The sequence below is a fragment of the uncultured Ruegeria sp. genome, from assembly GCF_947497005.1.
Taxonomy (GTDB): Bacteria; Pseudomonadota; Alphaproteobacteria; order Rhodobacterales; family Rhodobacteraceae; genus Ruegeria.
The window spans coordinates 111,076-137,411 of the sequence record NZ_CANMFF010000001.1 but is presented as its reverse complement, the minus strand read 5'-3'; the positions used below and the strand labels follow the sequence as shown (position 1 = coordinate 137,411).

The 26,336-nt window shown below is 56.6% G+C and carries 25 protein-coding genes and 2 tRNA genes; 11 read left to right on the top strand and 16 right to left on the bottom strand.

The window, feature by feature from the left end; translation table 11 throughout:
- Positions 1-49: 49 nt before the first annotated feature.
- From Q0816_RS00720 to Q0816_RS00695, 6 genes are all read right to left on the bottom strand, one after another.
- The gene (locus Q0816_RS00720) at positions 50-451 is read right to left on the bottom strand and encodes a DUF2160 domain-containing protein (protein WP_298846364.1); all 402 of its coding nucleotides are present in this window, start codon (positions 449-451) and stop codon (positions 50-52) included.
- Positions 452-459: 8 nt separating this feature from the next.
- The gene (locus tag Q0816_RS00715; RefSeq protein WP_117869441.1) at positions 460-1,257 is read right to left on the bottom strand and encodes a carbohydrate ABC transporter permease; all 798 of its coding nucleotides are present in this window, start codon (positions 1,255-1,257) and stop codon (positions 460-462) included.
- Positions 1,254-2,117 (bottom strand): carbohydrate ABC transporter permease, encoded by an 864-nt coding sequence (locus Q0816_RS00710; protein ID WP_298846356.1) that lies wholly within the window; start codon positions 2,115-2,117, stop codon positions 1,254-1,256. Before Q0816_RS00710 ends, Q0816_RS00715 begins: the two co-directional genes overlap by 4 nt.
- The gene (locus Q0816_RS00705) at positions 2,114-3,190 is read right to left on the bottom strand and encodes an ABC transporter ATP-binding protein (protein WP_298846355.1); all 1,077 of its coding nucleotides are present in this window, start codon (positions 3,188-3,190) and stop codon (positions 2,114-2,116) included. Before Q0816_RS00705 ends, Q0816_RS00710 begins: the two co-directional genes overlap by 4 nt.
- Before the next feature lies 1 nt (position 3,191).
- Positions 3,192-4,241 (bottom strand): ABC transporter ATP-binding protein, encoded by a 1,050-nt coding sequence (locus tag Q0816_RS00700; RefSeq protein ID WP_298846354.1) that lies wholly within the window; start codon positions 4,239-4,241, stop codon positions 3,192-3,194.
- Between the two features lie 86 nt (positions 4,242-4,327).
- Positions 4,328-6,067, bottom strand: coding sequence for an ABC transporter substrate-binding protein (locus Q0816_RS00695; protein WP_298846352.1), 1,740 nt, complete (start codon positions 6,065-6,067; stop codon positions 4,328-4,330).
- A gap of 244 nt (positions 6,068-6,311) precedes the next feature.
- Between Q0816_RS00695 and Q0816_RS00690 the strand changes: the two genes are divergently transcribed.
- From Q0816_RS00690 to Q0816_RS00655, 8 genes are all read left to right on the top strand, one after another.
- Positions 6,312-7,673: a V-type ATP synthase subunit B gene (locus tag Q0816_RS00690; protein ID WP_298846350.1), complete on the top strand. Its 1,362-nt coding sequence runs from the start codon at positions 6,312-6,314 to the stop codon at positions 7,671-7,673.
- Positions 7,660-8,256: a V-type ATP synthase subunit D gene (locus tag Q0816_RS00685; protein WP_298846348.1), complete on the top strand. Its 597-nt coding sequence runs from the start codon at positions 7,660-7,662 to the stop codon at positions 8,254-8,256. The genes Q0816_RS00690 and Q0816_RS00685 overlap by 14 nt, the downstream gene beginning before the upstream one ends.
- Entirely contained in the window at positions 8,253-10,049 is a 1,797-nt protein-coding gene (locus tag Q0816_RS00680) for a hypothetical protein (RefSeq protein ID WP_298846346.1), read from the top strand. The genes Q0816_RS00685 and Q0816_RS00680 overlap by 4 nt, the downstream gene beginning before the upstream one ends.
- Positions 10,046-10,489 (top strand): ATP synthase subunit C, encoded by a 444-nt coding sequence (locus tag Q0816_RS00675; RefSeq protein ID WP_152457528.1) that lies wholly within the window; start codon positions 10,046-10,048, stop codon positions 10,487-10,489. Before Q0816_RS00680 ends, Q0816_RS00675 begins: the two co-directional genes overlap by 4 nt.
- Positions 10,489-11,166 carry a hypothetical protein gene (locus Q0816_RS00670; protein ID WP_298846337.1) on the top strand — a complete coding sequence of 226 codons (678 nt, stop codon included), beginning with the start codon at positions 10,489-10,491 and terminating at the stop codon, positions 11,164-11,166. The genes Q0816_RS00675 and Q0816_RS00670 overlap by 1 nt, the downstream gene beginning before the upstream one ends.
- A gap of 1 nt (position 11,167) precedes the next feature.
- Entirely contained in the window at positions 11,168-11,860 is a 693-nt protein-coding gene (locus Q0816_RS00665) for a hypothetical protein (protein ID WP_298846335.1), read from the top strand.
- On the top strand, positions 11,857-13,698 hold the full coding sequence (locus Q0816_RS00660) for a V-type ATP synthase subunit A (protein WP_298846333.1): 1,842 nt from the start codon (positions 11,857-11,859) through the stop codon (positions 13,696-13,698). The genes Q0816_RS00665 and Q0816_RS00660 overlap by 4 nt, the downstream gene beginning before the upstream one ends.
- Before the next feature lie 126 nt (positions 13,699-13,824).
- Positions 13,825-14,622 (top strand): DeoR/GlpR family DNA-binding transcription regulator, encoded by a 798-nt coding sequence (locus tag Q0816_RS00655; RefSeq protein ID WP_298846331.1) that lies wholly within the window; start codon positions 13,825-13,827, stop codon positions 14,620-14,622.
- Positions 14,623-14,687: 65 nt separating this feature from the next.
- Here Q0816_RS00655 and Q0816_RS00650 read toward each other — a convergent pair.
- The 6 genes from Q0816_RS00650 to Q0816_RS00625 all read right to left on the bottom strand — a co-directional run bounded on the left by Q0816_RS00650 (position 14,688) and on the right by Q0816_RS00625 (position 19,511).
- Positions 14,688-14,762: transfer RNA gene (locus Q0816_RS00650), tRNA-Glu, on the bottom strand.
- 24 nt (positions 14,763-14,786) lie between these two features.
- Positions 14,787-14,861, bottom strand: a tRNA-Glu gene (locus tag Q0816_RS00645).
- Positions 14,862-14,959: 98 nt separating this feature from the next.
- Positions 14,960-16,702, bottom strand: coding sequence for a single-stranded-DNA-specific exonuclease RecJ (gene recJ, locus Q0816_RS00640; RefSeq protein ID WP_298846329.1), 1,743 nt, complete (start codon positions 16,700-16,702; stop codon positions 14,960-14,962).
- A 93-nt stretch (positions 16,703-16,795) separates the two neighbouring features.
- Positions 16,796-17,779 (bottom strand): class II fructose-bisphosphatase, encoded by a 984-nt coding sequence (glpX, locus tag Q0816_RS00635; RefSeq protein WP_298846327.1) that lies wholly within the window; start codon positions 17,777-17,779, stop codon positions 16,796-16,798.
- A gap of 69 nt (positions 17,780-17,848) precedes the next feature.
- Entirely contained in the window at positions 17,849-19,135 is a 1,287-nt protein-coding gene (locus tag Q0816_RS00630) for a homoserine dehydrogenase (protein WP_298846325.1), read from the bottom strand.
- Positions 19,136-19,262: 127 nt separating this feature from the next.
- On the bottom strand, positions 19,263-19,511 hold the full coding sequence (locus Q0816_RS00625; protein ID WP_298846323.1) for a hypothetical protein: 249 nt from the start codon (positions 19,509-19,511) through the stop codon (positions 19,263-19,265).
- 102 nt (positions 19,512-19,613) lie between these two features.
- On the opposite strand from Q0816_RS00625, the gene Q0816_RS00620 reads away from it, so the two are divergent.
- Positions 19,614-20,201: a TetR/AcrR family transcriptional regulator gene (locus Q0816_RS00620; protein WP_298846321.1), complete on the top strand. Its 588-nt coding sequence runs from the start codon at positions 19,614-19,616 to the stop codon at positions 20,199-20,201.
- 21 nt (positions 20,202-20,222) lie between these two features.
- On the opposite strand, the gene Q0816_RS00615 is transcribed toward Q0816_RS00620, so the two are convergent.
- Positions 20,223-21,134, bottom strand: coding sequence for a pirin family protein (locus Q0816_RS00615; RefSeq protein WP_298846319.1), 912 nt, complete (start codon positions 21,132-21,134; stop codon positions 20,223-20,225).
- A gap of 157 nt (positions 21,135-21,291) precedes the next feature.
- On the opposite strand from Q0816_RS00615, the gene Q0816_RS00610 reads away from it, so the two are divergent.
- Positions 21,292-21,771, top strand: coding sequence for a hypothetical protein (locus tag Q0816_RS00610; RefSeq protein WP_298846318.1), 480 nt, complete (start codon positions 21,292-21,294; stop codon positions 21,769-21,771).
- Here Q0816_RS00610 and Q0816_RS00605 read toward each other — a convergent pair.
- From Q0816_RS00605 to Q0816_RS00595, 3 genes are read right to left on the bottom strand one after another with little or no spacing between them, the layout of a single operon-like run.
- Positions 21,733-22,329 (bottom strand): hypothetical protein, encoded by a 597-nt coding sequence (locus tag Q0816_RS00605; RefSeq protein ID WP_298846316.1) that lies wholly within the window; start codon positions 22,327-22,329, stop codon positions 21,733-21,735. The genes Q0816_RS00610 and Q0816_RS00605 overlap by 39 nt on opposite strands.
- Before the next feature lie 4 nt (positions 22,330-22,333).
- Positions 22,334-22,864: a TadE/TadG family type IV pilus assembly protein gene (locus Q0816_RS00600; RefSeq protein WP_298846314.1), complete on the bottom strand. Its 531-nt coding sequence runs from the start codon at positions 22,862-22,864 to the stop codon at positions 22,334-22,336.
- Positions 22,861-24,549 carry a TadE/TadG family type IV pilus assembly protein gene (locus Q0816_RS00595; RefSeq protein ID WP_298846312.1) on the bottom strand — a complete coding sequence of 563 codons (1,689 nt, stop codon included), beginning with the start codon at positions 24,547-24,549 and terminating at the stop codon, positions 22,861-22,863. Before Q0816_RS00595 ends, Q0816_RS00600 begins: the two co-directional genes overlap by 4 nt.
- A 334-nt stretch (positions 24,550-24,883) precedes the next feature.
- Here Q0816_RS00595 and Q0816_RS00590 point away from each other — a divergent pair, with 334 nt between their 5' ends.
- On the top strand, positions 24,884-26,314 hold the full coding sequence (locus Q0816_RS00590; RefSeq protein WP_298846309.1) for a Glu/Leu/Phe/Val dehydrogenase: 1,431 nt from the start codon (positions 24,884-24,886) through the stop codon (positions 26,312-26,314).
- Positions 26,315-26,336: the final 22 nt, after the last annotated feature.

Sequence of the window (26,336 nt, the reverse complement as noted above, 5' to 3'; positions counted from 1 at the left end):
ATGTTTAGTATGCCTGACAGACAAGCATCCTTTCGCAATTTGTCAAAGTCTAAACTTTCCAGAACACAAAAACACCCCAGCCGATAGACAGGAAAAGAGGTGTCCAGACCGGCTGTCCGACAAGCCCCAGCCAGGCGAGGAAGATATAGGCGGACCCCAGAAGGGTGATGAACAGCCGGTCGCCCAATGTGGTCGTCAGCCCCAGCACACCGCGCCGTTCTATACCATCTCGATACTTGAAGCCCTCAAGAACGCCGATCAGAGCGATGGCCGAAAAGATTCCGACGAACACGGCCAGTGTCGCCGGGGTCCAGGCCATCCAGAAATCGGGCCACAGTGGGGCAGTCCAGGAAAAGCCTTTTTCCTCTGGCTGGCCGACGCTGCCCCATCCGGCCTGCTGGGCAAAAGTGGTGGAAGGCAGGAAAAAGAGGGTGAGAAGAAGTTTACGCATATCGAACCTCACACACGTCCCATCGCGAAACCACGCGCGATGTAGTTGCGGACAAACCAGATGACGATGGCGCCGGGGATGATGGTCAGGGTGCCGGCGGCGGCAAGCAGGCCCAATTCGTACCCCGCGCTGGATGCGGTGCGGGTCATCACGGCGGCGATGGGTTTGGCCTCGACCGCAGTCAGGGTCTTGGCCAGTAGCATTTCCACCCACGAGAACATAAAGCAGAAGAAGGCCGCGACGCCGACACCTGCTTTGATGTTGGGCAGGAAAATCGTCACGAAGAAGCGCGGGAAGGAATAGCCGTCGACATAGGCTGTTTCATCCAACTCCTTCGGAATACCGCGCATAAAGCCCTCCAGAATCCAAACCGCCAGCGGCACGTTGAACAGTGTGTGGGCCAGCGCCACTGCCAGATACGTGTCGAACAGACCGATGGAAGAGTAGAGCTGAAAGAATGGCAGCGCAAATACCGCAGCCGGAGCCATCCGGTTGGTCAGCAGCCAGAAAAACAGCTGTTTGTCACCTAGGAACCTGTAGCGAGAGAAAGCATAGGCAGCAGGCAGTGCGACACAAACCGAAAGCACCGTGTTCAGAGTCACATAAGCGATCGAGTTGATGTAGCCCCAGTACCAGGTCGGATCAGTGAAGATTGTGATGTAATTTTCCAGCGTAAATGTCTGGGGGAACAGGGAAAAGCCCGACAGAATCTCGTTCGTGGTCTTGAAGGACATCGCCACCAGCCAATAGATCGGCAGCATCAGGAACGCGATGTACAGGATCGGGATGAGGGAACGCTTTTTCATTCTGCGTCATCCTTTGTCATCAGAGTGTAGAAGAGCCACGACACAAGCAATGTGATGGCGAAATAGATCAGACTCATCGCCGCCGCCGGGCCAAGGTCGAACTGTCCCAACGCGATCTTCACCAGGTCGATCGACAGTAGGGTGGTCGAGTTGCCGGGGCCACCGCCGGTCAGTACGAAAGGCTCGGTATAGATGTTGAAACTGTCCATGAACCGCAAAAGAATTGCGATGGTCAGAACTGTCTTCATCTTGGGCAGTTGGATGTAGCGGAACACCGACCAAGGGCTGGCACCGTCGATCTTGGCCGCCTGATAATAAGCGTCAGGGATCGAGACGAGGCCCGCATAGCACAGCAGCACCACCAGTGACGTCCAGTGCCAGACATCCATGACAACGACGGTAATCCAGGCCGACAAGGGCTGTTGCGTCATGTCATAATTGATGCCCAGAACGTCATTCAGGAAGTATCCCAGCAGACCGATTTTCGGCAGCGTAAAGATGTTCCACATCGAGCCGACAACGTTCCAGGGGATCAGCATCGGCAGAGCCATCAGCACCAGACAGACCGGCACCCAGAAGCCTTTGCGCGGCATGGACAGGGCGACGATGATGCCAAGGGGCACCTCGATCAGCAGGATCAGGAAGGTGAACAGGAATTGCCGTCCCAGTGCGGCCTGAAAACGATCAGAGCGCAGGATTTGCTCGAACCAGCCCAGCCCTTCCCAGAAGAACTGGTTGTTGCCAAAGGTTTCCTGCACCGAGTAATTCACCACCGTCATCATCGGCACCAGTGCGTTGAACGCGACCAGTGCCAGAACGGGAAGGACAAAGAACCACGCCTTTTGGTTTTCGGTTCTCATTGGGTCCGCTCCTCGGTTACGATCCAGCCATCGCGATAGACGCGGGAGTGTTCGGGTTTAAACTTCAGGAACACGTGCGAGCCCGGGTTGGGCGCGTTATGTTCAACCACGGCCTTCAACGGAGTATTGCCGACCATCGCGCTGACCACAAAGTGGCGACCAATGTCCGAAACTTTGGTCACTTGCGCAGGAATGCCGGTTTCGCCAAAGCCCACATATTCGGGGCGGATGCCTAGGTCGGTGCGGCCTCCGTCGCCGTGCGTGGGACCTTCCAGCATGACCTCGTGCCCTTCAAATATGGCGCGGTCACCTTTTGCTTCACATGGCAGCACGTTCATGCCCGGCGAACCAATGAAGTGGCCGACAAACGTGTGCTGCGGACGCTCGAACAGTTCGACCGGCGTGCCGATCTGAACCACTTCGCCGTCTTGCATCACCACCACCTCGTCAGCGAAGGTCAGCGCCTCGGTCTGGTCGTGGGTCACGTAGATCATCGTGGCCTGCACGCGCTGATGCAGTTCTTTCAGCTTCGACCGCAGTTTCCATTTCAGATGGGGGTCGATCACGGTCAGCGGTTCATCGAACATCACTGCGTTCACATCGTCGCGCACCAACCCACGACCCATCGAGATTTTCTGCTTGTTATCCGGGCTCAGGCCCGATGCCTTGGTGCCCAGCATATCCGTGACATCCAGCATCTCAGCGATTTCATCGACACGGCGCTTGATTGTCGCGGCATCAACGCCTCGGTTCTTCAGAGGAAAGGCCAGGTTCTCGCCCACGGTCATCGTGTCGTAGATCACCGGGAACTGGAACACCTGCGCAATGTTGCGCTGATCGGGGGGCAGGGCGGTCACGTCCTGATCATCGAACAGGATACGCCCCTCGGATGGTGTCAGCAGGCCGGAGATGATGTTGAGAAGTGTGGACTTGCCGCAGCCTGACGGCCCCAGCAGTGCATATGCCCCACCATCACGCCATGTTACGTCGATTTCCTTCAGCGCATAGTCTTCCGGGCCCTTTGGCGCGGGCATATAGCTATGTCGAAGGTTTGAAAGCTTGATCTGTGCCATGTCAGGCCACCCTCTTGCCGTCTTGGCTGAAGTACCGGCAATGGGCCGGGTTCAGGTAGAAACTGTGATCCTCACCGACTTGATAGGGGTGAACACCGGCAGCCAGCGATACCCAGGCGTCATCCCCATGCTGAAAATGCGCGCTTGAATCCGAGCCTGAAAGCTCGGTTACGATCACCCGGCCGGTTAGTTCCACGTCCGCGTCAGACGTGCGGAATGGCGTTACGCGGTGAGGGCGCACTGCGACCATATACTCGCCGTCTGTTATGTCGACGACCGGCCAGCCACCACCGCCTTCCAACTGCGCCTGAGCACCTGACACGGTGATATGAGCCACGTTGATCGGCGGGTCCGAGAACACACGCGCAGCGGCGATGTTGTCGGGGTTGCGATAGATGTCTGCGGTCGGACCGAATTGGGTAACCCGGCCATCTTCCATCAAGGCGGTGTAACCGCCCAGCAAAAGGGCCTCTTCGGGTTCTGAAGTGGCATAAACAACAACAGCCCCGCGACCAGCGAACAGGTCGGGCAATTGCTCGCGCAGTTCTTCGCGCAGCTTATAGTCGAGATTCGCCAGCGGCTCGTCGAGGAACACCGCCCGGCTCTCTTTCGCGATGGCACGCGCCAGCGCAGTACGTTGTTGTTGTCCACCCGACAGCTCGTGCGGGCGGCGGTGCAGCATGGGGCGCAGTTGCAGCAGGTCAGCTGCCTCTTCAACCCGTCCCTCGACTTCGGAATTAGCCATTCCAGCCACGCGCAAGGGCGAGGCAATGTTGTCGAAAACTGTCATGTGCGGGTAATTCACGAAGAACTGGTGCACGAGGCTGATCTGTCGCTTTTGCGTATTCAGCCGTGTGACGTCCTGACCATCCATCAGGACCTTGCCCGAGGCAATCGGGTCCAGCCCGGCCATCATCTTGATAAGAGAGGTCTTGCCTGACCCGGTTGCCCCCAGCAGCACATTGAAATGGCCGATTTGCAAAGTCAGGGACGTGGGTTTGATATGGATGACGTTGCCGACCCGTTTGGTCGCGTCTTGAAGTTCGATCATGTCCGTGGGTTCCGATCCCGCAGCGCATCGCGCTGTCTTGGCCTTGGTGTGGGGATGCCGCAAACGGCACCCCCGGTTTCAATGGCTTACTGAGACTGCCAGCGCTGAACCAGTTCGTCATAGTTGACGGTCTGGCCCTGCGGCTTTTCGTTCTCAAGCTTGGCCTTGGGCGAACCGGCTTTTTCCAGCCAGAAGGACGCGTCTTGCGGCTCGTTCAGGCGCGGGCCGCAGCCACCATAGACGTTGGCAGCCTCATCCGCGGCTTGCATACGGCCCATAGTGATGTCCATCTCTTCTGCCAGACGATCCATCGCCTCTTGCGGGGTGAAGGCGCCCGAGTTCACGTCACCGATCTGCTGCCACCAGATCTGGGCCAGCTTCGGATAGTCCGGCACGTTGATACCGGTTGGCGACCATGCCACACGGTCGGGCGAGCGGTAGAACTCGACCAGACCACCCAACTTGGATGCGCGTTCGGTGAACGACTCGTGATTGACCGAGCTGTCGCGGATGAAGGTCAGACCCACATGGGACTTTTTCACATCAACAGTCTTGGATGTCACGAACTGGGCATAAAGCCAGGCTGCCTGGGCACGATCCGAGGGGGTCGATTTGAGGAACGTCCAGGAGCCCACGTCTTGGTAGCCGACCTTCTGGCCTTCTTCCCAGTAAGGGCCATGCGGGCTGGGTGCCATCCGCCACAGCGGCGTGCCTTCGTCATCCACTGTATTGTTGCCTTCGGACTTCGGCTTCACCATGTCGGCGGTAAAGGCGGTGTACCAGAAGATCTGTTGGGCCACATTGCCTTGGCTGAGCGCGGGCAGCGACTGGTAGAAGTCATAAGACGCCGCACCCGGAGGCGCATAGGCCCGCAGCCATTCATCCCACTTGCGGATCGCATAGACCGCGGCAGGACCGTTGGCAGCACCACCGCGCGACACCGAAGCGCCGACCGGGTTACAGGTTCCTGCTTCCATGCGGATGCCCCATTCGTCGACGGGGATACCATTGGGTTCGCCCACATCGCCGGCACCAGCCATCGACAGCCATGCATCCGTCATACGCCAACCCAGGTCAGGCGCGCGCTTGCCGTAATCCATGTGCCCATAGATCGCGACGCCGTCGACTTCTTTCACGTCGTTGGTGAAGAACTCGGCGATGTCTTCATAGGCCGACCAGTTGACCGGAACGCCCAGATCATAGCCGTACTTCTCTTTGAACGCGGCTTTGTTGGCCTCATCATCGAACCAGTCTTTGCGGAACCAGTAGAGGTTTGCAAATTGCTGATCGGGCAGCTGATACAGCTTGCCGTCCGGACCGGTGGTGAACTGAATGCCCATGAAGTCATCCAGATCCAGCGTCGGCGAGGTTGTACCCGCCCAGTCGCCGCCCATCATATCGGTCAGCGGATAGGCCAGTTGCAGACGCGAGTGCGTACCGATCAGGTCACTGTCGTTGACATACCCGTCATACAGGTTCCGACCTGTCTGAAGCTGGGTCTGAACAGCCTGAACCACTTCGCCTTCGCCGAGGATCTGGTGATTGACCTTGATACCGGTGATTTCCTCGAACGCCTTGGTCAGGACCTCGGATTCGTAAGAGTGGGTTGGAATGCCTTCGGACAGGACGTTGATTTCCATGCCAGCAAAAGGCTGTGCAGCCTCGATGAACCACTGCATTTCACCCATCTGTTCGTCTTTCGACAAGGTCGATGGCTGGAACTCGTCGTCGATCCAACGTTGTGCTGCGGCTTCGTCGGCCCAAGCAGGACCGTGCCCCGCAATGACGGCAGCCGCCGCCACTGCGGAAAGTAGATGTCTCCGCATCTGTCTCCTCCCAAAAATTATGGTTCTCCGGCAGAAACCGGATGCCGGACAGCATCAGCGATTTTTTGCGCGCCTGTCAAACTAAAAATTTAGTAATTGACGTTCGGACATTTCGAGAGAGGTGAAATCGAACTCGTTTGCCAATTTGTGAATCCGTTGTAAGCTGGGATTGTTATTACAAAAATTACCGCTGAACCGTGCGGCGAGAATTGCGAAAGACGACTTGGAACAGTGAGGATATGCAATGTCCCGAAGTCTGTTGAAGTACACGCGTGTTCTGGAAATTGTCGGGGACACGATCAAGGTTCGGGTGCCGATAGAGGACAGGGGCGAACCAGCCGTCCGGTTCAACGACCTGGCGGTAATCGAGACGGTGGATGGCCGAAAAACACTGGCACAGGCGATCTTCATCGACCGGGATGTCGTCACGCTGCAGGTGTTTTCCGGTACCAAGGGAATCTCGACCGAGGCAACAGCCACGTTTCTTGGCCACCCGATGCAGACACCTTATTCGGCCAACATTCTGGGGCGGGTTTTTGATGGCGCGGGTGTACCGATTGATGGCGGGCCAGACCTGTCTTCCGAGCCGCGAATCGACATTGGCGGACCGACCGTAAACCCGGCTGAACGCGCGGTGCCAAACAAGATGATCCGCACCGATGTGCCGATGATCGACGTTTTCAACACGCTGGTCGAAAGCCAGAAAATTCCGATTTTCTCAGTCTCTGGCGAGCCGTTCAACGCGTTCCTCAGCCGAATCGGCATTCAGGCCGACGCGGATATCGTGGTCTTCGGTGGACTGGGCCTGATCTTTGACGACTACCACACCTTCCGCACGTCCTTTGAGGATGCGGGTGTGTTCTCGCGCACTGTGATGTTCGTGAATCAGGCGATGGACCCTTTGGTCGAGCGTCTTCTGGTGCCTGACATGGCGCTGGCCGTGGCCGAAAAGTTCGCGGTGGAAGAGGGCAAACGCGTGCTGGTGCTGCTGACCGACATGACCGCCTATGCCGACGCAATGAAAGAGGTCGGAATCAGTCAGGAGCGGGTGCCATCGCAACGTGGCTATATGGGGGACCTCTATTCCCAACTGGCACGCCGATATGAGAAAGCCTGTGACTACGCCAAAGGAGGGTCGGTCACGGTTCTGACCGTCACGACGATGCCCGGCAATGACGTGACCCACCCGGTACCTGACAACACCGGCTATATCACCGAAGGGCAGATCTATCTGCACTCGGGTGTGATTGATCCTTTTGGCAGCTTGTCGCGCCTGAAGCAGAATGTGATCGGCAAGACCACCCGCGAAGATCACGGTCAGATCATGAACACGATGATCCGCTTCTACTCTGAGAGCCGCGACGCCGCGCAGAAACAAGCGATGGCGTTTGATCTGTCAGACTATGACCATCAGTTGCTGAAATTTGGCGCCCTGTTCAGCGCGCGGTTCATGGACATCAACGTCTCGATCCCTCTGGAAGACGCGCTGGATTTGGGCTGGAGAACGCTGGCCGAGTGTTTCGCGCCTGAACAATTGCTGATGAAGCAAACCCTGATCGACAAGTATTTCCCCAAGGATGCCAATGGCGCGGTTGCAGCTGAATAAATCGTCGCTGGCCCGCCAGCAGACACAGCTGAAAAGCTATGAGCGGTTCCTGCCGTCGCTGGATCTGAAGCGTCAGCAGTTGATGGCGGAACGGGTGAAGGCGCGCGCGGATGTCAAACGTCTTCAGGATGAGGTGCAGGCCCTTGCGCAACAGGTGGGTGAAAAGCTTCCGATGCTTGCCCAGCAGGGCATTGATCTGGATGGTTTGGTCAAGCTCAAGGATTACAAGGTCAAAGAGGTCAACGTGGTGGGCGTCAAGATGCCTGATCTTGACCGGATCGAAGTTGTCGTCCGACCATATTCCGTATTAGCCAAACCTCATTGGGTTGATGCTGCCGCACAGTTGCTGCACGACATGATCGAAACGCGGCTGCGGGTCAAAATCGCCGAAGAGCGTGTGCGCATTTTCGACAAGGCGGTGGCCTCGATTACGCAACGGGTCAACCTGTTTGAAAAAGTTCTGATCCCGCGCGCCAAAGCCAATATCAAAAAGATCCGCATCTATCTGAGTGACGAACAGATGCAGGCAGTCGTGCGGTCAAAAATCTCCAAACGCAAACACGCACAGGAGGCTTTGGCATGAGTGTGGCGCGTTTGAAAAAGATGTCTCTGGTAGGTCCGGTAACACATAAGGCGGACACGCTCGAGGCGCTGCAGTACCTCGGATGCATGCACGTTCTTCCGCTGGTGCCGCCACCGAATGAACCGGAAAAGATCAGCGAGCGCAGAGCAAGAGAGGCGTATAAGGCGTTGCGTTTCCTTGCAGAAGTTCAAGATCCGCGCCGCCAGATTCAGCGAGATCCCGATTTTGAAATGGACCGTTTCGTGCATGATGTGACTGACCTCATGCAGCGCACTCGGGATACGATGGATCGGCGGGACTTTCTGGCGCATCGTATTGCTCAGGTGCGGCCGTGGGGCGATCTGGACTTCCCGCCAACGGATGTTTTGGCAGGCAACAGGTTGTGGTTCTATCAACTGCCGTTGAAGCATCGTGAGGCATTGGCCGAGGTCAAACTGCCCTGGGCGATATTGGAAGAAGACCACCGGTTCCTCTACGTCGTTCTGATCTCACTTGACGAACCTGACGACGACATCTTGCCGATCCCGCGCACGCATGTTGGCTCTCTGCCCATACATGAGCTTGAGGCGCAGCTTGAGGAATCCGAAATCGCTCTTGAGGCGCTCGAGGCTGAGCGTGTGGCGCGAACCCGCTACCTGACCCAGATGCGTCAGAACCTGTCCGTCGCCGAAAGCGCTGCCGAACTGGCCCATGCTACGCAAAAAGTACGCGACGAAGAGGCGATGTTTGCTTTGCAGGGGTGGGTTCCTGAAGATCAGGTAGACGCAGTTTTGGATATGACGCGCACCAAAGGGTCTGCGGTTCTGATTGAGGAGCCGGGGCCGGGCGACACACCTCCGACCTTGCTGGAACAGCCTGAAAACCGCAGTGCCGCTGTTGATCTGGCGCTATTCTATCAGGTGCCCGGGTATCAGGATTGGGATCCGAGTGTCATCGTGTCTGTATCCTTCGCGATTTTCTTTGCCATGATCGTTGCTGATGCCGGGTATGGCGCAGTCATTCTGCTTGGGCTGCTGGCCTTCTGGAAAAAGATGGATAGCACAGCCGGTCAAAGGTCCTGGCGAAGGTTTGGCTTGATCATCTCGGGAGCTACGATCGTGTACGGAATCATGGTGGGCAGCTACTTCGGTGCCTCTCCGATTTCTGGCTCGATTTGGGCCAAGCTCAAGGCGCTGGATTTGAACAATTTTAACGCAATGATGATGGTCTCGATTGTCGTTGGTGTCTTGCATCTGGTTCTGGCCAATGCACTGGCGGCCCGTGCCGCGTGGGGGCAACGCAAGGCTATTGCCAATCTGGGGTGGATTGCTGCTCTGATTGGCGGGTTTGTCCTTTGGCTCAGTTACATGAATGGCAAATCGCCAGTTTCGGGTTCGGCGATCTTGATCGTCGGCGTTGTGGCGATTGTTTTGTTTTCCAGCGAGCGGATTATCCAGAAGCCGACAGACTGGATCTGGCGTCTGTTCGAGGGATTTCAAAGTCTCACCGGGGCGATGGGCGCGTTTGGCGATGTGCTAAGTTATATGCGCCTGTTCGCGCTGGGCCTTGCTTCGGCCTCTCTGGCGATCACATTCAACGATTTGGCCGTTTCCGTCATGCATGCGCTCAAAGGGCCGGGCATTCTGTTTGGGTTGCTGATCCTGATCATCGGTCACGTTTTAAATTTTGCCCTCGCCATGATGAGTGGCGTCGTCCACGGCTTACGTCTCAATTACATCGAATTCTTTAAATGGGGTCTACCGGATGAAGGCATCGTCTTTCGTCCGTTTGCTCGCAAGGAGGTTCAGGAATGAATGAGCTTGTTCTCACACTGGGTTGGCTGGGTATTTACGCGCCGATGGCGTTGGGCGCTGCGGCAAGTGCCATTGGCTGTTCGATTGCAGGGATGGCCAGTATCGGAGCCATGACGGAAACTGAAGGCGGCTATGGCCGTTTCGTTGGCGTTTCGGCCTTTCCGTCCACGATGGTGATTTACGGCATCGTCATCATGTTCACCCTGAACCGCGACGTGACACCCGAAAATGCGGGCGGCCTGTTCGGGATCGGCATCCTGTCGGGCATCGCGCTTATGTATTGCGGCATCTGGCAGGGCCGGGCTTGTGCCGCTGCGATCAACGCCACCAAGGAAAAGCCCGAGATCTTTGGCCTCGCACTTGCACCGGCTGCGATCATCGAAGGGTTCGGGGTTTTTGCATTTGTGTTCGCTTTGGTCATAAGTGCGGGGATCAGCTGATGGCACAGAACGGAACGATTTCGCATGGGGTTGACGCCCTGATCGACAAGCTGCGCAATGATGGGGTTGCCGCAGGTCAGGCCGAAGCCGAGAAGCTGCGCGACGATGCCAAGGCCGAGGCTGCGCGTATCCTGGCGGATGCAAAACGCGAAGCCGATGAGTTCAAAAAGAAAGCGCGCACGGAATCCGACAACTACCGGTCTGCGGGTGAAGAAGCGTTGAACACCGCGATGCGGGACGCTGTGCTGACCATGAAGGCGGGTTTGACAGATCGCTTCAAGGCAGATGTTGAACGTCTTGTGACCAAAGAGATGTCTGATCCTGAGCTTCTAAAACAAATGATCCTTGAAGTCGTCGGTCGGGCCGGGGAAGGCGCGAACCTTGATGGCGTGGTTCAGGTCATTTTACCTGCCAAGGTCGCAACGCAGGAAGACATCAAACAGAACGCTGATGACATTCAATCGGGCCAGCTGACGAAATACGTTCTTGGACTGACGGCAAAGATGTTGCGCGAGAATGTTGAATTGCACGTGGCAGACAACACTCAGGAAGGTATTCGCGTTCGGGCGGAAGAGCAGGGAGTCGTTCTGGACCTGTCCGACAAGGCTGTCGCTTCGCTGTTGATGGAACATTTGCAACCCCGGTTCCGTGCTGTGCTGGAAGGGGTCATCCGCTGAGATGTCAGGGCAGGACGCCTATATCGCGTTGATGTGCAGCCTTCCGGGGTCAGAGCGGTTGTTTGTCGCCAAACAGCCGCCGTTGTCGCGCATCCGGTTGGACCGACGATTGACGGCTTTGACACCAGAAGATGCCAAAGCCCTGCACGTGTTAGAGCACGCGCTGAGCTGGAGTGCCTATGATATGGATGTTACCGACGCTCAGGCGATCCAGCGATGCAGGCAATCGCTGCACGACATCCCGCAGCCTAGCTTGCGCAAGCTCTTCATTGAACGCATGGAAATGCGCTCGGCGGTCGCTGCACTGCGCCTGAGAAATCGCGGAGAACCCGTGCCTTCAGGATCGTTCGGCGTAGGACGATGGAGCCGCCATATTCCGGCAAACTGGGGTGATCCCACCTTTCGGCTGGAAAGGCCGATGCCGTGGCTGAAAGAGGCGCACCAACTGCTTGACGATGAAGATCCGCTTGGTCTGGAACGTCTGCTTTTGTCGGTCAGCCATACGCAACTCAAACGTCACGCCGCCCGTCATTTGTTCGATTTCGAGGCGATCGCGATCTACGTCCTGATCTGGAACATTTTCGACCGCTGGGGGCAAAGCAGTGCCGCGGAAGCGGCCAAGAGATTTGAAAAACTGGCGCAACAGGCCATGGCAGACGTTGCCGATATCGATTTTGAGGGAGCAAGTGCATGACGGCCCCAACCTCAGCTAAACAAACATCGACCGCTCGTGTTGTCTCGGTTCAGGAAGGGCTTGTGCAAATACAGGCCAACCCGGATGCAACCGGTCACCCCGGCCAATTGGTCAAAAACGAAGTGGTGTTTATCCTGCCATCGCGGTCCGGCCCTGGTGGGCGTCAGGAACGCCTGAAAGCCGAGGTGCTGCGTGTGCGTGGCGATACCGCAGACGTACAGGTCTATGAGAGCACCGACGGGGTGGCCGTCGGTGATCGGGTTGAACAATCGGGTCAGTTGCTGTCGGTTGAGCTGGGGCCGGGGCTGCTGGGGCAGGTGTTTGATGGGTTGCAATCGCCGTTGCCCAAAGTGGCCGCCGAATTCGGCACCTTCCTGCCGCGAGGAGCAGATGTTGCGCCCTTGGATGAACAAGCGAAATGGTCCTTTTCGCCCTCGGTTAAGGTTGGCGACGCAGTAACTGCAGGTGATAGTATCGGGACGGTGCCCGAGGGTCATTTCAACCACAAGATTATGCTGCCATTTAACTGGTCCGGCGACTACAAGGTGGTTTGGGTACAAAAAGGGGCTGCAACGATCCATGACATTGTGGCTCGTCTTGAAGACGAAACCGGTAGTGAGCATACTCTGACGCTTTCGCAAAAATGGCCGGTTCGGCGGCCGTTGCCGGAAAACGTATTGAAACGAGCGCTGTCCGAGCGCTTGTACCCGACGGAACCGGTTTTGACGTCGCAACGACTGATCGACACGTTTTTTCCGGTTGCACGCGGCGGCACCGCCTGCATTCCCGGACCGTTCGGGGCAGGCAAGACCGTGCTGCAGAACCTGATCGCGCGGAATGCGAAAGTGGATATCGTGATCGTTGTGGCCTGCGGCGAGCGCGCGGGTGAGGTGGTTGAAACCATCTCGGAATTTCCGAAAATGACCGATCCGACCACAGGCGGTAGCCTGATGGATCGGACGATTATCATCTGCAACACGTCATCCATGCCCGTTGCGGCGCGCGAGGCGTCGATCTTCACAGGCATCACTTTGGGTGAATACTATCGCCAGATGGGCTATGACGTCTTGTTGATTGCCGACAGCACCAGTCGGTGGGCGCAAGCCATGCGTGAAACCTCTGGCAAGCTTGAGGAAATTCCGGGCGAGGAAGGGTTCCCGGCTTATCTGGAAAGCTCGATCAAGGGTTTGTACGAGCGTGCCGGGGCGTTAAAAACGAATGACGGCGACCTTGGCAGCCTGACGCTGATCGGGACAGTTTCACCCGCGGGCGGCAACTTTGACGAGCCGGTGACCCAATCTACTCTGTCGACGGTCAAATGTTTTCTCGGATTGTCATCCGAGCGTGCGTATAAGCGTTTTTACCCCGCAGTCGACCCGATGCTCAGTTGGTCTCGTTACTCTGACCAATTGTCGGATTGGTACGACAAAAACGCTGAGCCGGGGTGGACGGCCAAGGTGCGTGATCTGCTTGGCCTGATCGAAAAGGGCGAACAGGTTGATCAGATGATGCAGGTCACCGGGGAAGAAGGTGTCACGATTGACGATTTTGTAACCCAACAAAAAGCCCTGTTTGTTGACATGGTTTATTTGCAGCAGGACGCATTCGACAAGGTCGACGCCACTGTGCCTCTTGAACGGCAAAGGATGACGTTCAAGCTTGTATACGAAGTGACAAAATCCACAGCAGCTTTCGCGGACAAGGCCGAAGCCCGGAAGGTGTTCACCCAGTTAACCGGGCTGATGAAAAACTTTCACTATGCCGCGGAAAACACACCAGAATACAAAGCCACTTGGCAGAAAATCGAAAACATGTGTCGCGAAAAACTTGGGATATGAGGCGGATACCACCGCTTTCATCACTTATCTGGAAACGGGAAAACCTTGCGGAACCTTTGAAGCACTGGCTTGTCGCGCAGGACGTTCCATGCCCTTATAGACTACATCGAGAATTCGGAGCTGGTTGTGAAGAAAAACACCCTTAACACCCATCGTGAACTTGAGTTGCTTGACGCTTTGCGGCGTTTGGGTGGAACGGCGCGAAACTCTGATCTGGCGAATATGATCGGCGTGTCCGAAGAAACGGTACGGCGTACGATCAAGGCTTTGTCGAAGGCGGGTACAGTCGAACGCGTTCATGGCGGTGCGTACCTTGCCGGAGCGCAAGGTGACCCGGGTTTCTTTCGCCGAATCTCGCAGCATTCTGACGAAAAGCGTCTCATAGCGGCGCGTACGGCGAAAATGGTCCGGGATCAGATGACCGTTTTTCTGGATGTCGGCTCAACCACCGCCTTTGTTGCCGAAGAACTACGCCAAACCGAACATCTGACTGTTGTCAGCAATTCCATCGGGATTGTGCAGACATTGGCGGGGATCAGCGGAAACCGCGTGCATCTACTGGGTGGAGAACTGCAATCCGATGAACGGGGTACTTTCGGTCATGTCGCCCAGAAGCAACTGCAACGATATGCATTTGACCTTGTGATCCTCAGCACGGATGCGATCTCGGACACAAAGGGGTTTTTGTATCACAGCCCGGCCGAAGCGGATCTCGCGTCGGCTGTAGCCGGGCAAGCGGATCGTGTCGTCGTGGCTGCCGCACATTTCAAATTCGGTGACATGGCCCCTTATGTCGGCCCGGATCCGCGTTCTGTACATACTTTGGTGACGGATGCCGCGCCAAAAGAGGCTATGGCCAAGGCGTTCGAGCGCTGGGGCATCGACATCAAGATTGCCAAGTCGAGTGAATCTCAGGCAGCATGACATCGATCAGATACCGGAAGAGGCCGAGCAACAGATCAGAGGTTTAAGTGGAATTGGCAAGAAAGTGGTAGCCCGTAGGGGAATCGAACCCCTCTTTCCAGGTTGAAAACCTGGCGTCCTAACCGATAGACGAACGGGCCACATGGAACTGGCGCAAGCAAAAATGGTAGCCCGTAGGGGAATCGAACCCCTCTTTCCAGGTTGAAAACCTGGCGTCCTAACCGATAGACGAACGGGCCACGCTGGCTTGTGGAGGGCCTTTTACGGTTTCACCGTGACCCCCGCAAGCCGAAAAACGCAGGGATGTGAAAGTTTTTTGCCCCATCCAAGTGTTACGTCAACGGGCCTCTGCCGCGTCCTCCAGCCTGAGCTGTACGGATTGACGCCCGCCCCAGGTGTTCACCTCAAGACGGCCTGCGAAATGGAAGCGTGCACCACCGTGATTTGACAGCTTCTCGCCCATCGGCCCGTCAAAGGCGCCAAAGGCAATTGCGTCCAGTCCTCCGCCCATTCCGTCGGCCAGTGACAGCTTCAGATGCGTTTCCCCGACACGCTTGGCAAACCGTATCTGCAGATCCGGCAGTGCGTATCGTGGGGCCGGGGCTCCGGCACCAAAAGGACCGGCCTGTTCGATCTGCTCGATCAACTCCACCGTTGCCGCACCCGGCATAAGGGCACCGTCCAGCTTCATGTCAGCGGGGCCGCCCTGACCGGCCCCTTGTTTGGCCAGCAATTCACTGAGACGGTCCATGGCCGGTTCCAGCTTGTCTCGCATGACAGTAAGGCCGGCCGCCATTTTGTGGCCTCCACCCTTGACCAGCAGTCCTTCGGTCGCGAGCCGTTGGATCGAAGCCCCCAAATCCACACCCGAGACCGAGCGCCCCGAGCCTTTGCCCTCATCCCCGTCAAAACCGATCACGATTGCGGGGCGATTGGCAGTTTCCTTCAGTCGAGAGGCCACAATTCCCACCACACCGGGGTGCCAGCCTTCACCTGCTGCCCAAACCAACGGAGCGTCGAGACCGCGCTCTTCCGCCTGTTCCATCGCAGCGACACGTACTGCATTTTCGATGTCGCGGCGTTCTGTATTCAATGCGTCCAGACGTTCGGACAAGGCTTGTGCTTCATGCAGGGAATCGGTGCTCAGCAGTCGTGCACCCAGATCGGCCTGACCGATCCGACCGCCTGCATTCACGCGGGGACCAAGCAGGAAGCCAAGGTGGTAGCTGTTCGGCGCTGTATCCATACGCGAGACGTCGGATAGGGCAACAAGGCCGGGGCGCTGTCGCTGCGTCATCACTTTCAGGCCTTGTCGAACCAGTGCGCGGTTGGCGTCGATCAGAGGCGCAACGTCAGCCACGGTTGCCAGGGCCACCAGGTCCAGCAGCGACATCAGGTCGGGCCCCTTCGCACCCGCCTCGCGCAATTGGCGCCCAGCTTCGACCAGCATCAGAAACACGACGCCTGCGGCGCAGAAATAGCCCAGATCACCGCTTTCATCTTGCCGGTTCGGGTTCACGACTGCAACGCAGTCGGGCAGGGTCTCGCCGCCGAGGTGGTGATCCAGCACAATCACATCTGCGCCCTTGGCGGCCGCAATCGGTTCATGGCTGAGCGTGCCGCAATCGACGCAAATGATCAGGTCGTGGCTAGCTGCCAGGTCCTGCATTGCCGGGACATTGGGGCCATAACCCTCATCAATCCGATCCGGCACATAAAGTGTCGCTTGCACCCCCATTTGCCGAAGCCAAACCAGCAGCAGCGCGGCAGAACTGCCGCCGTCAACATCATAATCCGCGAACACCGCTATCTTTTGGCGATGGCTTACGGCGCTCAGAAAGCGTGCCGCCGCCGTTTCCATGTCTTTCATGGCGCGTGGATCGGGCAATAGCTCTTTTAGCTTAGGGTCCAGGAAGCTACACGCCTCCGTGACCGGCACGCCGCGTCGGGCCAAGACCTGACACACTGCACGAGGCAGGTCTGTTTGTTGCGCCATCATCTCGGCGGCCCGTTCGATCTCGGCGCCGGGGCCCACCCAACGACGTCCTGTTAACGATTGCTCAACCCCAAGAAAATTCATCTCTCGCCTCTTATGCGCCAAGGCCGGACCCTTGCGGATCCGGCCTCTTCATCTTTTCAGAGATACTCTCGCCGAAGGCAACGGCGCAAGCCGTTATGCCTCGTCGTGTGGCCATGTGGGCGTGCGATAGGACATGCGGCGCACCGATCCGGTTTTCGACCGCATCAGCAAGGTTGTAGTTTCCACCCAGCCCGGCTCTCGCTTGATGCGCGGCAGCAGCGATCCGCCAGTTACACCCGTCGCGGCAAAAATGACATCTGCCGTCACCATCTCGTCGCGCCCATACACACGGTTCAGATCAGTGATTCCGGCCTTGGCGGCACGACCCCGTTCGTCATCATTGCGGAACAACAGGCGGCCAAAAATCTGTCCACCCATACATTTCAGCGCAGCAGCGGCCAGCACTCCTTCGGGCGCGCCACCCTGGCCCATATACATATCGATGCCGGTCACTTCGCTTTCAGCGCAATGCATGACACCGGCAACATCACCATCGGTGATCAGTCGGATCGAGGCTCCGGTTTCGCGCACTTCCGCGATCATCGCCTCGTGACGGGGGCGTTCCAGAATGCAGACGGTGATGTCGGCCGGTTTGCAGCCTTTGGCCTTGGCCAGAGCCTCAACGCGTTCACGGGGGGACATGTCCAGATTGACTACGCCCTCAGGCAGGCCCGGACCAACAGCAAGCTTGTCCATGTAAACGTCTGGTGCATGCAACATCGAGCCGCGAGGACCCATTGCAATTACGGTCAAAGCGTTAGGCATATCCTTGGCGGTCAGCGTGGTGCCTTCCAGCGGGTCCAGCGCGATGTCCACCCCGGGGCCGCTACCGGTGCCGACCTCTTCACCGATGAACAGCATTGGCGCTTCGTCGCGTTCGCCTTCACCGATCACCACGACACCCGCAATGTCCAGCAAGTTCAGCTGTTCGCGCATCGCGTTCACCGCAGCCTGATCGGCCGCTTTTTCGTCACCACGACCCACCAATGAGGCCGAGGCCAGCGCAGCCTGTTCCGCCACCCTTGCCAGCCCCAGAGACAGCAGGCGGTCGTTAAAATCGGTTTTGGCAGCACTCATTGTTCAGTATCCTCTGGTCAGTAAAGCCGTTTCTACCGGCATAGCTTGCGTTTCATGCAGGCCGCAAGGTCAAACCTCTTCAATTCGCAATGCAACAGGGGCGCCTGCAACCACATCTGTTTCGCGGAAACCGTCCAGTGCGACGTCCAGTGCGGCACGGGTGGTTTTGTGCGTGACGATCAGTACAGGCGCTGTGCTTTCAGCGTGGGCATACTGGCGCATTCGGTCGATCGAGACACCTGCATCGCCCAGAATGGCCGCAACCTTTGCCAGTGCGCCGGGTTTGTCCAGCAGCCCTAGTCGCAGGTAATAAGGCGCTGGCAAGCCAGTGACCGCGGGAGCTGCGGTCTCGAGCGATGTGGCAGGTCGGCCAAAAGTCGGGATTTGCAGCCCGCGCGCCAGATCGCAGACGTCGCCCATCACGGCGCTGGCTGTCGGCCCTTCGCCTGCGCCGGGGCCACGCAGAACAACCTGCTCGACCGCGTCACCTTCAATCACCACCATATTGGTGCCGCCTTCCAACTGACCCAAGGGCGAGTCACTGGGCACAAGACAGGGCTGCATACGCTGTTCCAGACCGCGCGCGGTGCGCTGCGCTACGCCCAGAAGCTTGATGCGGAAGCCCATATCTTCTGCTTGATCGATATCGTCGAGGCTGATCTGCTGAATACCTTCGATTTCGATACCGTCGAAATTAGGCTTGGTGCCAAAAGCAATCGAGGCCAGCAAAGCCAGTTTATGCGCGGCGTCGATGCCACCCACATCCAGATTGGGGTCGGCCTCAAGATACCCAAGCTCGGCGCATTCATCGAACAGGGCGTTATAACCCTGACGTTGCGATTGCATTCGGGTGAGAATATAATTGCAGGTGCCGTTCATCACGCCCATGACGCGGGTGATTTCGTTGCCAGCCAACCCTTCGGTCAGGGATTTGATCACCGGGATACCGCCAGCAACTGCGGCCTCAAACCGGATGACACGACCTGCGGCTTCGGCCTGTTCTGCCAGTTCCTGCCCGTGGATGGCCAGCAAAGCCTTGTTGGCGGTGACGACGTCCTTGCCGCTGACCAGCGCAGCTTCGACTGAGGCTTTGGCGGGGCCGTTTTCGCCGCCCATCAGCTCGACATAGACGTCGATGTCGTCGCGTTTCGCCAACGCAACCGGGTCGGTTTCCCAGGCATAATCCGCCAGGTTCACGCCGCGGTCCTTGTTCGGATCCCGCGCGGATACGGCCACGATCTCAATCGATCTGCCCGTGCGTGCCTTCAGCATCTCAGCATGACGTCGGACAATCTTGACGACACCCACGCCGACAGTTCCCAAGCCCGCAATTCCCAGCCGCAGCGCCTGTGTCATTTCGTGGGTTCCTTTCCGCTCGAAATTTACCTGAATTCGGACGCTTGTCCGATCAGCGCTGCATTAGCGGGTTCAGGCCGAGGGTGCAATCCGTCACCGAGGGATTGTGGACTTGAAATTTCACGCTTTAGTTTGTTTGCGCATTTTGCAGCGCTTGCGCTTTTTTTGCCAACGCCTCACTGCGCTGCGTCAGATCTTCTTCCACCACGGCGGCCTGGCTGATTGGGTCTATTGAGGGCCCCAACGTTTCCTGCAGCGGGACAAGGCGCGGGTAGGCTGCCGATCTTACCGAAGCTGGTTCACTTCCTTCAAGTTCGGGAATGTCTGCGCATCCGGCAAACAGAAGAAAAAGAGGCAGAACAGGCAGCAGTTTCATGTTGTACGCTTTTTGATGTCACTCGTCCCATCGTGATGCACCTTTTACCGGTGTCGATCAAGCGGGGTTCTATATGAACGTTTGTTCAGATACGGTGGGTAAATGGCACGAACTCAAGGCTCTCATTCCGACATAACAGGACCTCGCATCCGTAAGGCGGCACTGAACCTGTTTGCCCGCCACGGGTATGCGGCTGTCTCGATGCGACAGATCGCAAAAGAGGTCGGCGTTCAAGCAGGGGCGTTATACAACTACACGCCTGACAAGCAGAGCTTGCTTTACCGATTGATGCGCGAACATATGCAGGACCTGCTTTCAGCGCTTGATGCGTTGGAGCGTTGCGATGACGCGCAAGAGGCATTGCGTAGGTTTGTAGGTTTTCACATCCGTTTCCATTTGCAACGACCTGATGAGGTCTTCATCGCCTATATGGAATTGCGCAACCTTTCACCTGAAAACTTCGCCGAAATCGAAGACCTTCGGCGTCAATACGAAAATGCGCTGGAAAGCATCCTCGACACAGGGCAGCAGGCCGGGCAATTTGCGATTTCGGACACCAAGATCGCGACGCTTGGAGTAATTGCCATGCTTAATGGTGTGATGACCTGGTACCGGTCCGGTGGTCGACTGTCGTTGGACGAGGTCGAGCAGATATATTGGAACATGGTGCATAAGGCAGTGACAGCCTGACAGGATCAGGCCGTCACAGTATCAGTGTGCAGGACGAATGAAGTTCCCGTTGCGCAGGTCCCGATAGGCTTGTTCCAGTTCGGCCTGCGTATTCATAACTATCGGACCGTGCCACGCGACGGGTTCATCGATCGGAGCCCCCGAGATCAGCAGAAACTGCACGCCGTGCGCGCCAGCCTGAACGGTGATTTCGTCCCCCGTGCCAAAACGGACAAGGGTGCGGTCGCCCGACATATCCCGGATATTCATCTCTTGCCCGGCGACCTCTTTTTCCAGCAGCACTCCTGTCGGCTGTGATGCGTCTGCAAAGGCCGCCTGACCTTGAAACACATAGGCAAAGGCGCGGCGGTAGGTGTCGATGCGAAACGTTTTTTTGACACCTGCGGGGACAGTGATATCCAGATATTGCGGGTCTGCCGCAATGCCGTCCACAGGGCCGGATTTACCCCAGAACTCGCCGACAATTACCCGAACTGTCGTGCCATCGTCGTCAGTGATCTCGGGGATATCCTTGCTTTGAACATCCTGATAGCGCGGGGCGGTCATTTTCTGGTCCGAGGGCAGGTTGCCCCACAACTGGAACCCGTGCATCTGACCCGAGGCGTTTCCGTTCGGCATTTCCTGATGCAGGATACCTGATCCGGCGGTCATCCATTGCACATCCCCAACCCCCAAGGTGCCCGTGTTGCCCAGCGAATCCGAATGTTCGACCGATCCGGCCAGAACATAGGTAATCGTCTCGATCCCGCGATGCGGATGCCAGGGAAAACCGGCCTGATAGTCCTGAGGCCGTTCGTTCCGAAAATCGTCGAACAGCAGAAAGGGATCAAGCTCGGACGGGTCCTGAAATCCGAACGCGCGGTGGAGTTTGACGCCAGCCCCTTCCATTGTGGGGACAGCTTTGCGTGTTTCCAGTGTGGGTCTTAGGGACATTACGGCCTCCGGTTCATTCGATCAGCATGTAACCCCTGCATATTTGCAGTCAATTAGCATGATCCCACCGTCCCTGTGCGAAAATGCAGGGAAGTTTAGCCCCTGTTGTTTCTGGTACGGAGCGGTTACATCGAAATGAAACAGACAGGAGGCAACCATGCAGGACGAGGTTCTGGCAACGATACGGGCATCATCCCCCAGACGATGGGCTGGGGTAGGGATGCTGGCGGCGGTCGGGGCTTTGGTCACCTATGTTGCTCTGGTATCGCCACCGGAGCCGGTGTGGCAAGTGTTTTTGTTTGCCGTTGGCGGGGCTTCTCTTTGGCTGGCTCTTAGCGTCTGGCGGGCAACCGAGGATTATATAGAGCTTACGCCAACGGAATTGCGCACTGGGTCAGGTCAGGTCATCGCTGAAACCGCCGACATAGAAGTCGTGGATCGTGGAGTGTTCGCGTTTAAACCGTCAAACGGTTTTTTAGTTCGTACGCGGCACAAAGCGGCGAACCGGTGGGCCCCGGGGCTGTGGTGGCGGGTCGGTTACCGGATCGGCGTGGGCGGCATGACGTCTGCCGCCGAAGCCAAGTTCATGTCCGAGGTTCTATCCAGTATTATCGCAGACGAACGGGGTCATTGCTAAATTACAGGAGATTCTGTTGGTAAAGCGCGGGCGGGTGAAAATGAAGTTCTCAAATGTGATTCCTGTCGCAAAATCCCAACCAGGTCTGAACGTCGGGATGTACTCGTTGGATGTTTCGACCAGAATGAGGGTGTCTGTATTGGGCATCGGCGGCAGGCGATCTTTGATTTCCTGAATATTGTTATTGTTCCATTCATTGTCAAAGCCGCGCACGGTTGACCAACGCACTTCGTGGACATCGTTGTCTTCATCGTATTCGATCAGCGAGACCCGCATTCTCACGTCAGACCGATTGTTGATCATTTTACCCGCCAAGTCGTGCAGCGAGTTGAAGTACACATCAGTGACCTCGTTTGTTTCACGCGAGACTAGGTCACTGATTGTGTAGGCCGCCTTAAGATTGGACGCACTTTGACGAAACCCCTCAAAGGCGGTGAACGTAAACGTGATCGACCACAGCATCAGCGGAAAAATCATGAGGGCCTCAACCGTCAGAATTCCACTTTCGTCGGTCTTAAAAGCATTGATGCGGTTTTTCAAATTTCTGAGTACAGTCATGATCTTAAATCGGCTCCTGTACGAATGCTGTCGTTGCGGTCACTGCATAGTGGCCGGACCCGTCAGGGACGACTTTTGCAATGGCCGACGTTTCGAGAACCGGATCAATGCGCAAGCAGGCACGCAAGATCATCAGCTCATTGGATTGCCCGCTTTTGAAGTCAAGCACGGGCTTTGGATCTTCAGAACTGTCGGTGCAGGGGATCTGGTCCGAGAGTGTAATACCCTGAAATGCGTCCTGTTTGACCATTTGCAGCCGTAAGTTGCCATCACAGTCCTGAATGCCGGAAACATCGCAGATACGGGTTTTGATCTCGTCATGATCCCAGTTGGTACCTGTGCCCAGTCGAATATCCCGTACGATCAGGTCTACGCCACGTTCCAGTGCAGCGTGCTGCATCGTGATGATCGATAGTTCACCACCGGCCACAAGAAGCGCCAGGAACCACGGAACGAGCATGACAAACTCAATCGTCGCGTTCCCGGCCTCGGATCGTTTGAAAGGCCGGAGCTTGGCCAGCGTCTTACGGATCATTGGGTCAGCCTCAGTTTGCGGATCGACGACGCAATGGACTCGAATGCTTTTTCCAGATCCAGACCGTCTACGTCATATACGTGGCTTGGCGAGCTCGCGCAGTTTTTGATGGTGTTCAGGCCGCTGGTCGGGGCTTCGAAGGCGATACCGTAGATGATGACGCCCTTGTCTCTGGCTGCGCCACAGATATTGGCCGTGCGCGAGTTTTTGGTAGACGAACCCACAGAATCCCGCAGGTTATAGTACCATGTATTCTCGTGGTTGCTCTGCCAGTAGAAGTTGTTTTTGGCGTTCCACCACAGTGATGCCAGATTGAAAAGGTCGGGATAGGTCAGGCGAACAGCGGTTCCGATCTCTTCGTTTGCCGGGTTTTCATTATCTGGGTTGCCGAAGGGGTGATCGGACGTGACATAGCTTCCACCGTTGTTTTCGGTGTGCTGCATCCAAACCCAGCGGTCAGGGTTGCGGCTATAGCGAACGCTGTATTCACCCTTTTCTCCGTTACCCCGGTCGTATTCGGGGTTAAACCAGACCTCTGTTTGGCCACTGCGAACCGACGGATCCAGCATGTATTGAGTGGTGTTTTGCCCGTCGGTCATGACGATAACGATTTTCAGCACGTCTGAATCAAAGGCTTCCGGACGTACAGCGAATTTCGCAGGAACCTTACCTTCTGCCGCCAAATCGTTGATAACAGGTTGGAAATTGGGGTCCAAAACGCCGACGCCCCATTTCATACCTAAGTCAATGGACGTGTTACCACTGGCGGTAAGTGCGTCAATGCGTTGATGCAGGTAGTTAACGTCGTCAGTTACGGCTGTGATTTCACTGCCAGCGCGTACCGGGCACACGAAATAGGCAGGGCTCTGTTCACCATCGGTGCGCACACCATTTACAGTTGCGCTATTATATCTCCACGGATCAAAATGCCCGGTACGTTGATAGAAACCTTGCGGGTCAAGCGTCACATTTCCAAATTGCCCGGAAGTGAAGTTTACGCAATGCGAATAATTATGCTCTGACGTGACATTCGTGAATTTGCCCAGGATGTCCTCACCTGCGTTGACCTGAGTCGCGTAGGGGATAATCGACATCGAGATCTTTGTTTCCCCTGTTTTCTCGAGCATCAGTGTGACGAATTCCTTGGCGGCGTCCCTGAGTACTTCGATTTTCGACTTTCCGGACGTCGCAGAAGATCTTGTCATCGAGCCTGACATATCCAGAACAAGCGAGATTTCGACCGAGCCAATAGATTCTTCAGCAGCGCTGCCGGCAACAAGACCCAATTCAGTGACTTTGCCGAATCTCAGATAGCGCGTCGGAACAACTGCATCTGCCGTTGCGGCCACTTTCCTGGAGCCGAACCCCTCAACCACGGTTACGGTCTTTTCAAGATGACCTAGTCCGGCCTTTTCCATATAGGCTTCGACCACTTCCAACGGCGGCAGCTTCTGGTCGAGGTCTGCAGCTGCAAGCACCGCGCGGTCGAGTGTCGACTGCAGGCTTGCGCGGTCGCGTTCATACTTCATGACATCCATAGCCATGCCAGTGATTGCAAGCATCAGGACCAACATGAACAGCACGAAAATAGTAAATGTGCCGTCTTCTTTTTTGGCAAACCGCCGCAACCAGGAAATCTTGCGCTTCGGCTTCGAACCGTCGTAATGAAGCGAGAATTTTATCATTTTGATGACTCCGCTTCGCACATTGAATTCGTGCGACAAAGAAAAGTAATTTGGGTTAAATTTAGTTTTCAAACGTGGCGTGAATTAGGCGAAAAGGGCTTGGTTTTGGCCTTTTTGCGCACTTAAGGGGCATAATTTGCGCCTTTTCCCCTGGTCTGTCGATGAAATGAGGACAATCTCTTAAGTGTTTGACCGGGTTGAGCGACTCATCGGCAGGCGATCATGCTGCTGTGAAGAGGATGATGAAAAAAAGTGCATTGTTTGATTGCAGCTGGCCTTGAGTGGTGCGACAAAACGTCATGACGTTTCGTCATTTAGCGGTACGGAGGATTTTATGACTGGCATCCAAGAACCAAGCTTTCGCGAAAGTGTTGACCTAATGTTCAACAGGGCAGCGGCCCTGATGGAACTGCCGCCGGGGCTGGAGCAGAAAATCCGGGTTTGCAACGCAACCTACACGGTGCGATTTGGCGTGCGGCTACGTGGCGAGATCCATACCTTCACCGGATACAGGTCTGTGCATTCCGAACATATGGAGCCGGTCAAGGGGGGTATTCGTTATGCCACTGCGGTGAACCAGGACGAGGTCGAAGCTCTGGCCGCGCTGATGACTTACAAGTGCGCCCTTGTCGAAACGCCATTTGGCGGGTCGAAAGGCGGGCTTTGCATTGACCCGCGGAAATACGAAGAGCACGAGCTGGAACAAATCACACGACGCTTTGCATATGAGCTTGCCAAACGGGATCTGATCAACCCGTCGCAAAACGTTCCGGCGCCCGACATGGGTACGGGTGAACGCGAAATGGCCTGGATGGCTGACCAATATGCACGAATGAACACCACCGATATCAACGCACGCGCCTGTGTGACGGGTAAACCGCTGAACGCTGGCGGCATCGCAGGGCGGGTCGAGGCAACCGGGCGCGGTATCCAATATGCTCTGCGCGAGTTTTTCCGTCATCCTGAAGATATCCAGAAGGCGGGTTTGTCAGGCAAACTGGACGGCAAACGCGTGGTTGTGCAGGGGCTTGGCAATGTGGGCTATCACGCCGCGAAATTCCTGAGCGAGGAAGATGGCTCGCGCATTGTGGGGATCATCGAATGGGATGGGGCGCTGTATAATCCTGACGGCATTGATGTCGAAGCTGTACGCCAGTGGATCGTCAAGCATGGCGGCGTGAAGGATTATCCCGACGCGACGCACTCGGCAGAAGGCTCAAGTGTGTTGGAGGCCGAATGTGATATCCTGATCCCGGCTGCCTTGGAGGGTGTCATCAACCTGTCCAATGCTGATCGGATCAAGGCGCCGCTGATCATTGAGGCGGCGAATGGCCCGGTCACCGCCGGCGCGGATGAGGTTCTGCGCAAGAAGGGGACCGTTATCATCCCCGACATGTACGCCAATGCAGGCGGTGTGACGGTTTCGTATTTCGAATGGGTCAAGAACCTCAGCCACATTCGTTTCGGTCGGATGCAGCGCCGCCAGGAAGAGGCACGGCATGAATTGATCGTCAGCGAGTTGCAGCGGCTAGACCGGTATCTGGGTGACGCATGGTCGATGTCGCCGGACTTCAAGGCAAAATATCTCAAGGGTGCGGATGAGCTTGAGCTGGTGCGCTCGGGTCTCGACGACACAATGCGCATTGCCTATCAGTCGATGCAAGAGGTGTGGCACAGCCGTGATGATGTCGAAGACCTTCGCACGGCGGCGTATATCGTGGCCATTGACCGCGTAGCCGCAAGCTATCGCGCCAAAGGTCTCTGAAGCGCGCAGGCGGGGCGATCTG

Excerpts from the sequence above, each read along its gene's own strand:
- Q0816_RS00720 (WP_298846364.1), bottom strand. The coding sequence starts at position 451 with ATGCGTAAACTTCTTCTCACCCTCTTTTTCCTGCCTTCCACCACTTTT.
- Q0816_RS00715 (WP_117869441.1), bottom strand. The coding sequence starts at position 1,257 with ATGAAAAAGCGTTCCCTCATCCCGATCCTGTACATCGCGTTCCTGATG.
- Q0816_RS00710 (WP_298846356.1), bottom strand. The coding sequence starts at position 2,117 with ATGAGAACCGAAAACCAAAAGGCGTGGTTCTTTGTCCTTCCCGTTCTG.
- Q0816_RS00705 (WP_298846355.1), bottom strand. The coding sequence starts at position 3,190 with ATGGCACAGATCAAGCTTTCAAACCTTCGACATAGCTATATGCCCGCG.
- Q0816_RS00700 (WP_298846354.1), bottom strand. The coding sequence starts at position 4,241 with ATGATCGAACTTCAAGACGCGACCAAACGGGTCGGCAACGTCATCCAT.
- Q0816_RS00695 (WP_298846352.1), bottom strand. The coding sequence starts at position 6,067 with ATGCGGAGACATCTACTTTCCGCAGTGGCGGCGGCTGCCGTCATTGCG.
- Q0816_RS00690 (WP_298846350.1), top strand. The coding sequence starts at position 6,312 with ATGTCCCGAAGTCTGTTGAAGTACACGCGTGTTCTGGAAATTGTCGGG.
- Q0816_RS00680 (WP_298846346.1), top strand. The coding sequence starts at position 8,253 with ATGAGTGTGGCGCGTTTGAAAAAGATGTCTCTGGTAGGTCCGGTAACA.
- Q0816_RS00675 (WP_152457528.1), top strand. The coding sequence starts at position 10,046 with ATGAATGAGCTTGTTCTCACACTGGGTTGGCTGGGTATTTACGCGCCG.
- Q0816_RS00670 (WP_298846337.1), top strand. The coding sequence starts at position 10,489 with ATGGCACAGAACGGAACGATTTCGCATGGGGTTGACGCCCTGATCGAC.
- Q0816_RS00665 (WP_298846335.1), top strand. The coding sequence starts at position 11,168 with ATGTCAGGGCAGGACGCCTATATCGCGTTGATGTGCAGCCTTCCGGGG.
- Q0816_RS00660 (WP_298846333.1), top strand. The coding sequence starts at position 11,857 with ATGACGGCCCCAACCTCAGCTAAACAAACATCGACCGCTCGTGTTGTC.
- recJ (WP_298846329.1), bottom strand. The coding sequence starts at position 16,702 with ATGAATTTTCTTGGGGTTGAGCAATCGTTAACAGGACGTCGTTGGGTG.
- glpX (WP_298846327.1), bottom strand. The coding sequence starts at position 17,779 with ATGAGTGCTGCCAAAACCGATTTTAACGACCGCCTGCTGTCTCTGGGG.
- Q0816_RS00630 (WP_298846325.1), bottom strand. The coding sequence starts at position 19,135 with ATGACACAGGCGCTGCGGCTGGGAATTGCGGGCTTGGGAACTGTCGGC.
- Q0816_RS00625 (WP_298846323.1), bottom strand. The coding sequence starts at position 19,511 with ATGAAACTGCTGCCTGTTCTGCCTCTTTTTCTTCTGTTTGCCGGATGC.
- Q0816_RS00620 (WP_298846321.1), top strand. The coding sequence starts at position 19,614 with ATGGCACGAACTCAAGGCTCTCATTCCGACATAACAGGACCTCGCATC.
- Q0816_RS00615 (WP_298846319.1), bottom strand. The coding sequence starts at position 21,134 with ATGTCCCTAAGACCCACACTGGAAACACGCAAAGCTGTCCCCACAATG.
- Q0816_RS00610 (WP_298846318.1), top strand. The coding sequence starts at position 21,292 with ATGCAGGACGAGGTTCTGGCAACGATACGGGCATCATCCCCCAGACGA.
- Q0816_RS00605 (WP_298846316.1), bottom strand. The coding sequence starts at position 22,329 with ATGACTGTACTCAGAAATTTGAAAAACCGCATCAATGCTTTTAAGACC.
- Q0816_RS00600 (WP_298846314.1), bottom strand. The coding sequence starts at position 22,864 with ATGATCCGTAAGACGCTGGCCAAGCTCCGGCCTTTCAAACGATCCGAG.
- Q0816_RS00595 (WP_298846312.1), bottom strand. The coding sequence starts at position 24,549 with ATGATAAAATTCTCGCTTCATTACGACGGTTCGAAGCCGAAGCGCAAG.
- Q0816_RS00590 (WP_298846309.1), top strand. The coding sequence starts at position 24,884 with ATGACTGGCATCCAAGAACCAAGCTTTCGCGAAAGTGTTGACCTAATG.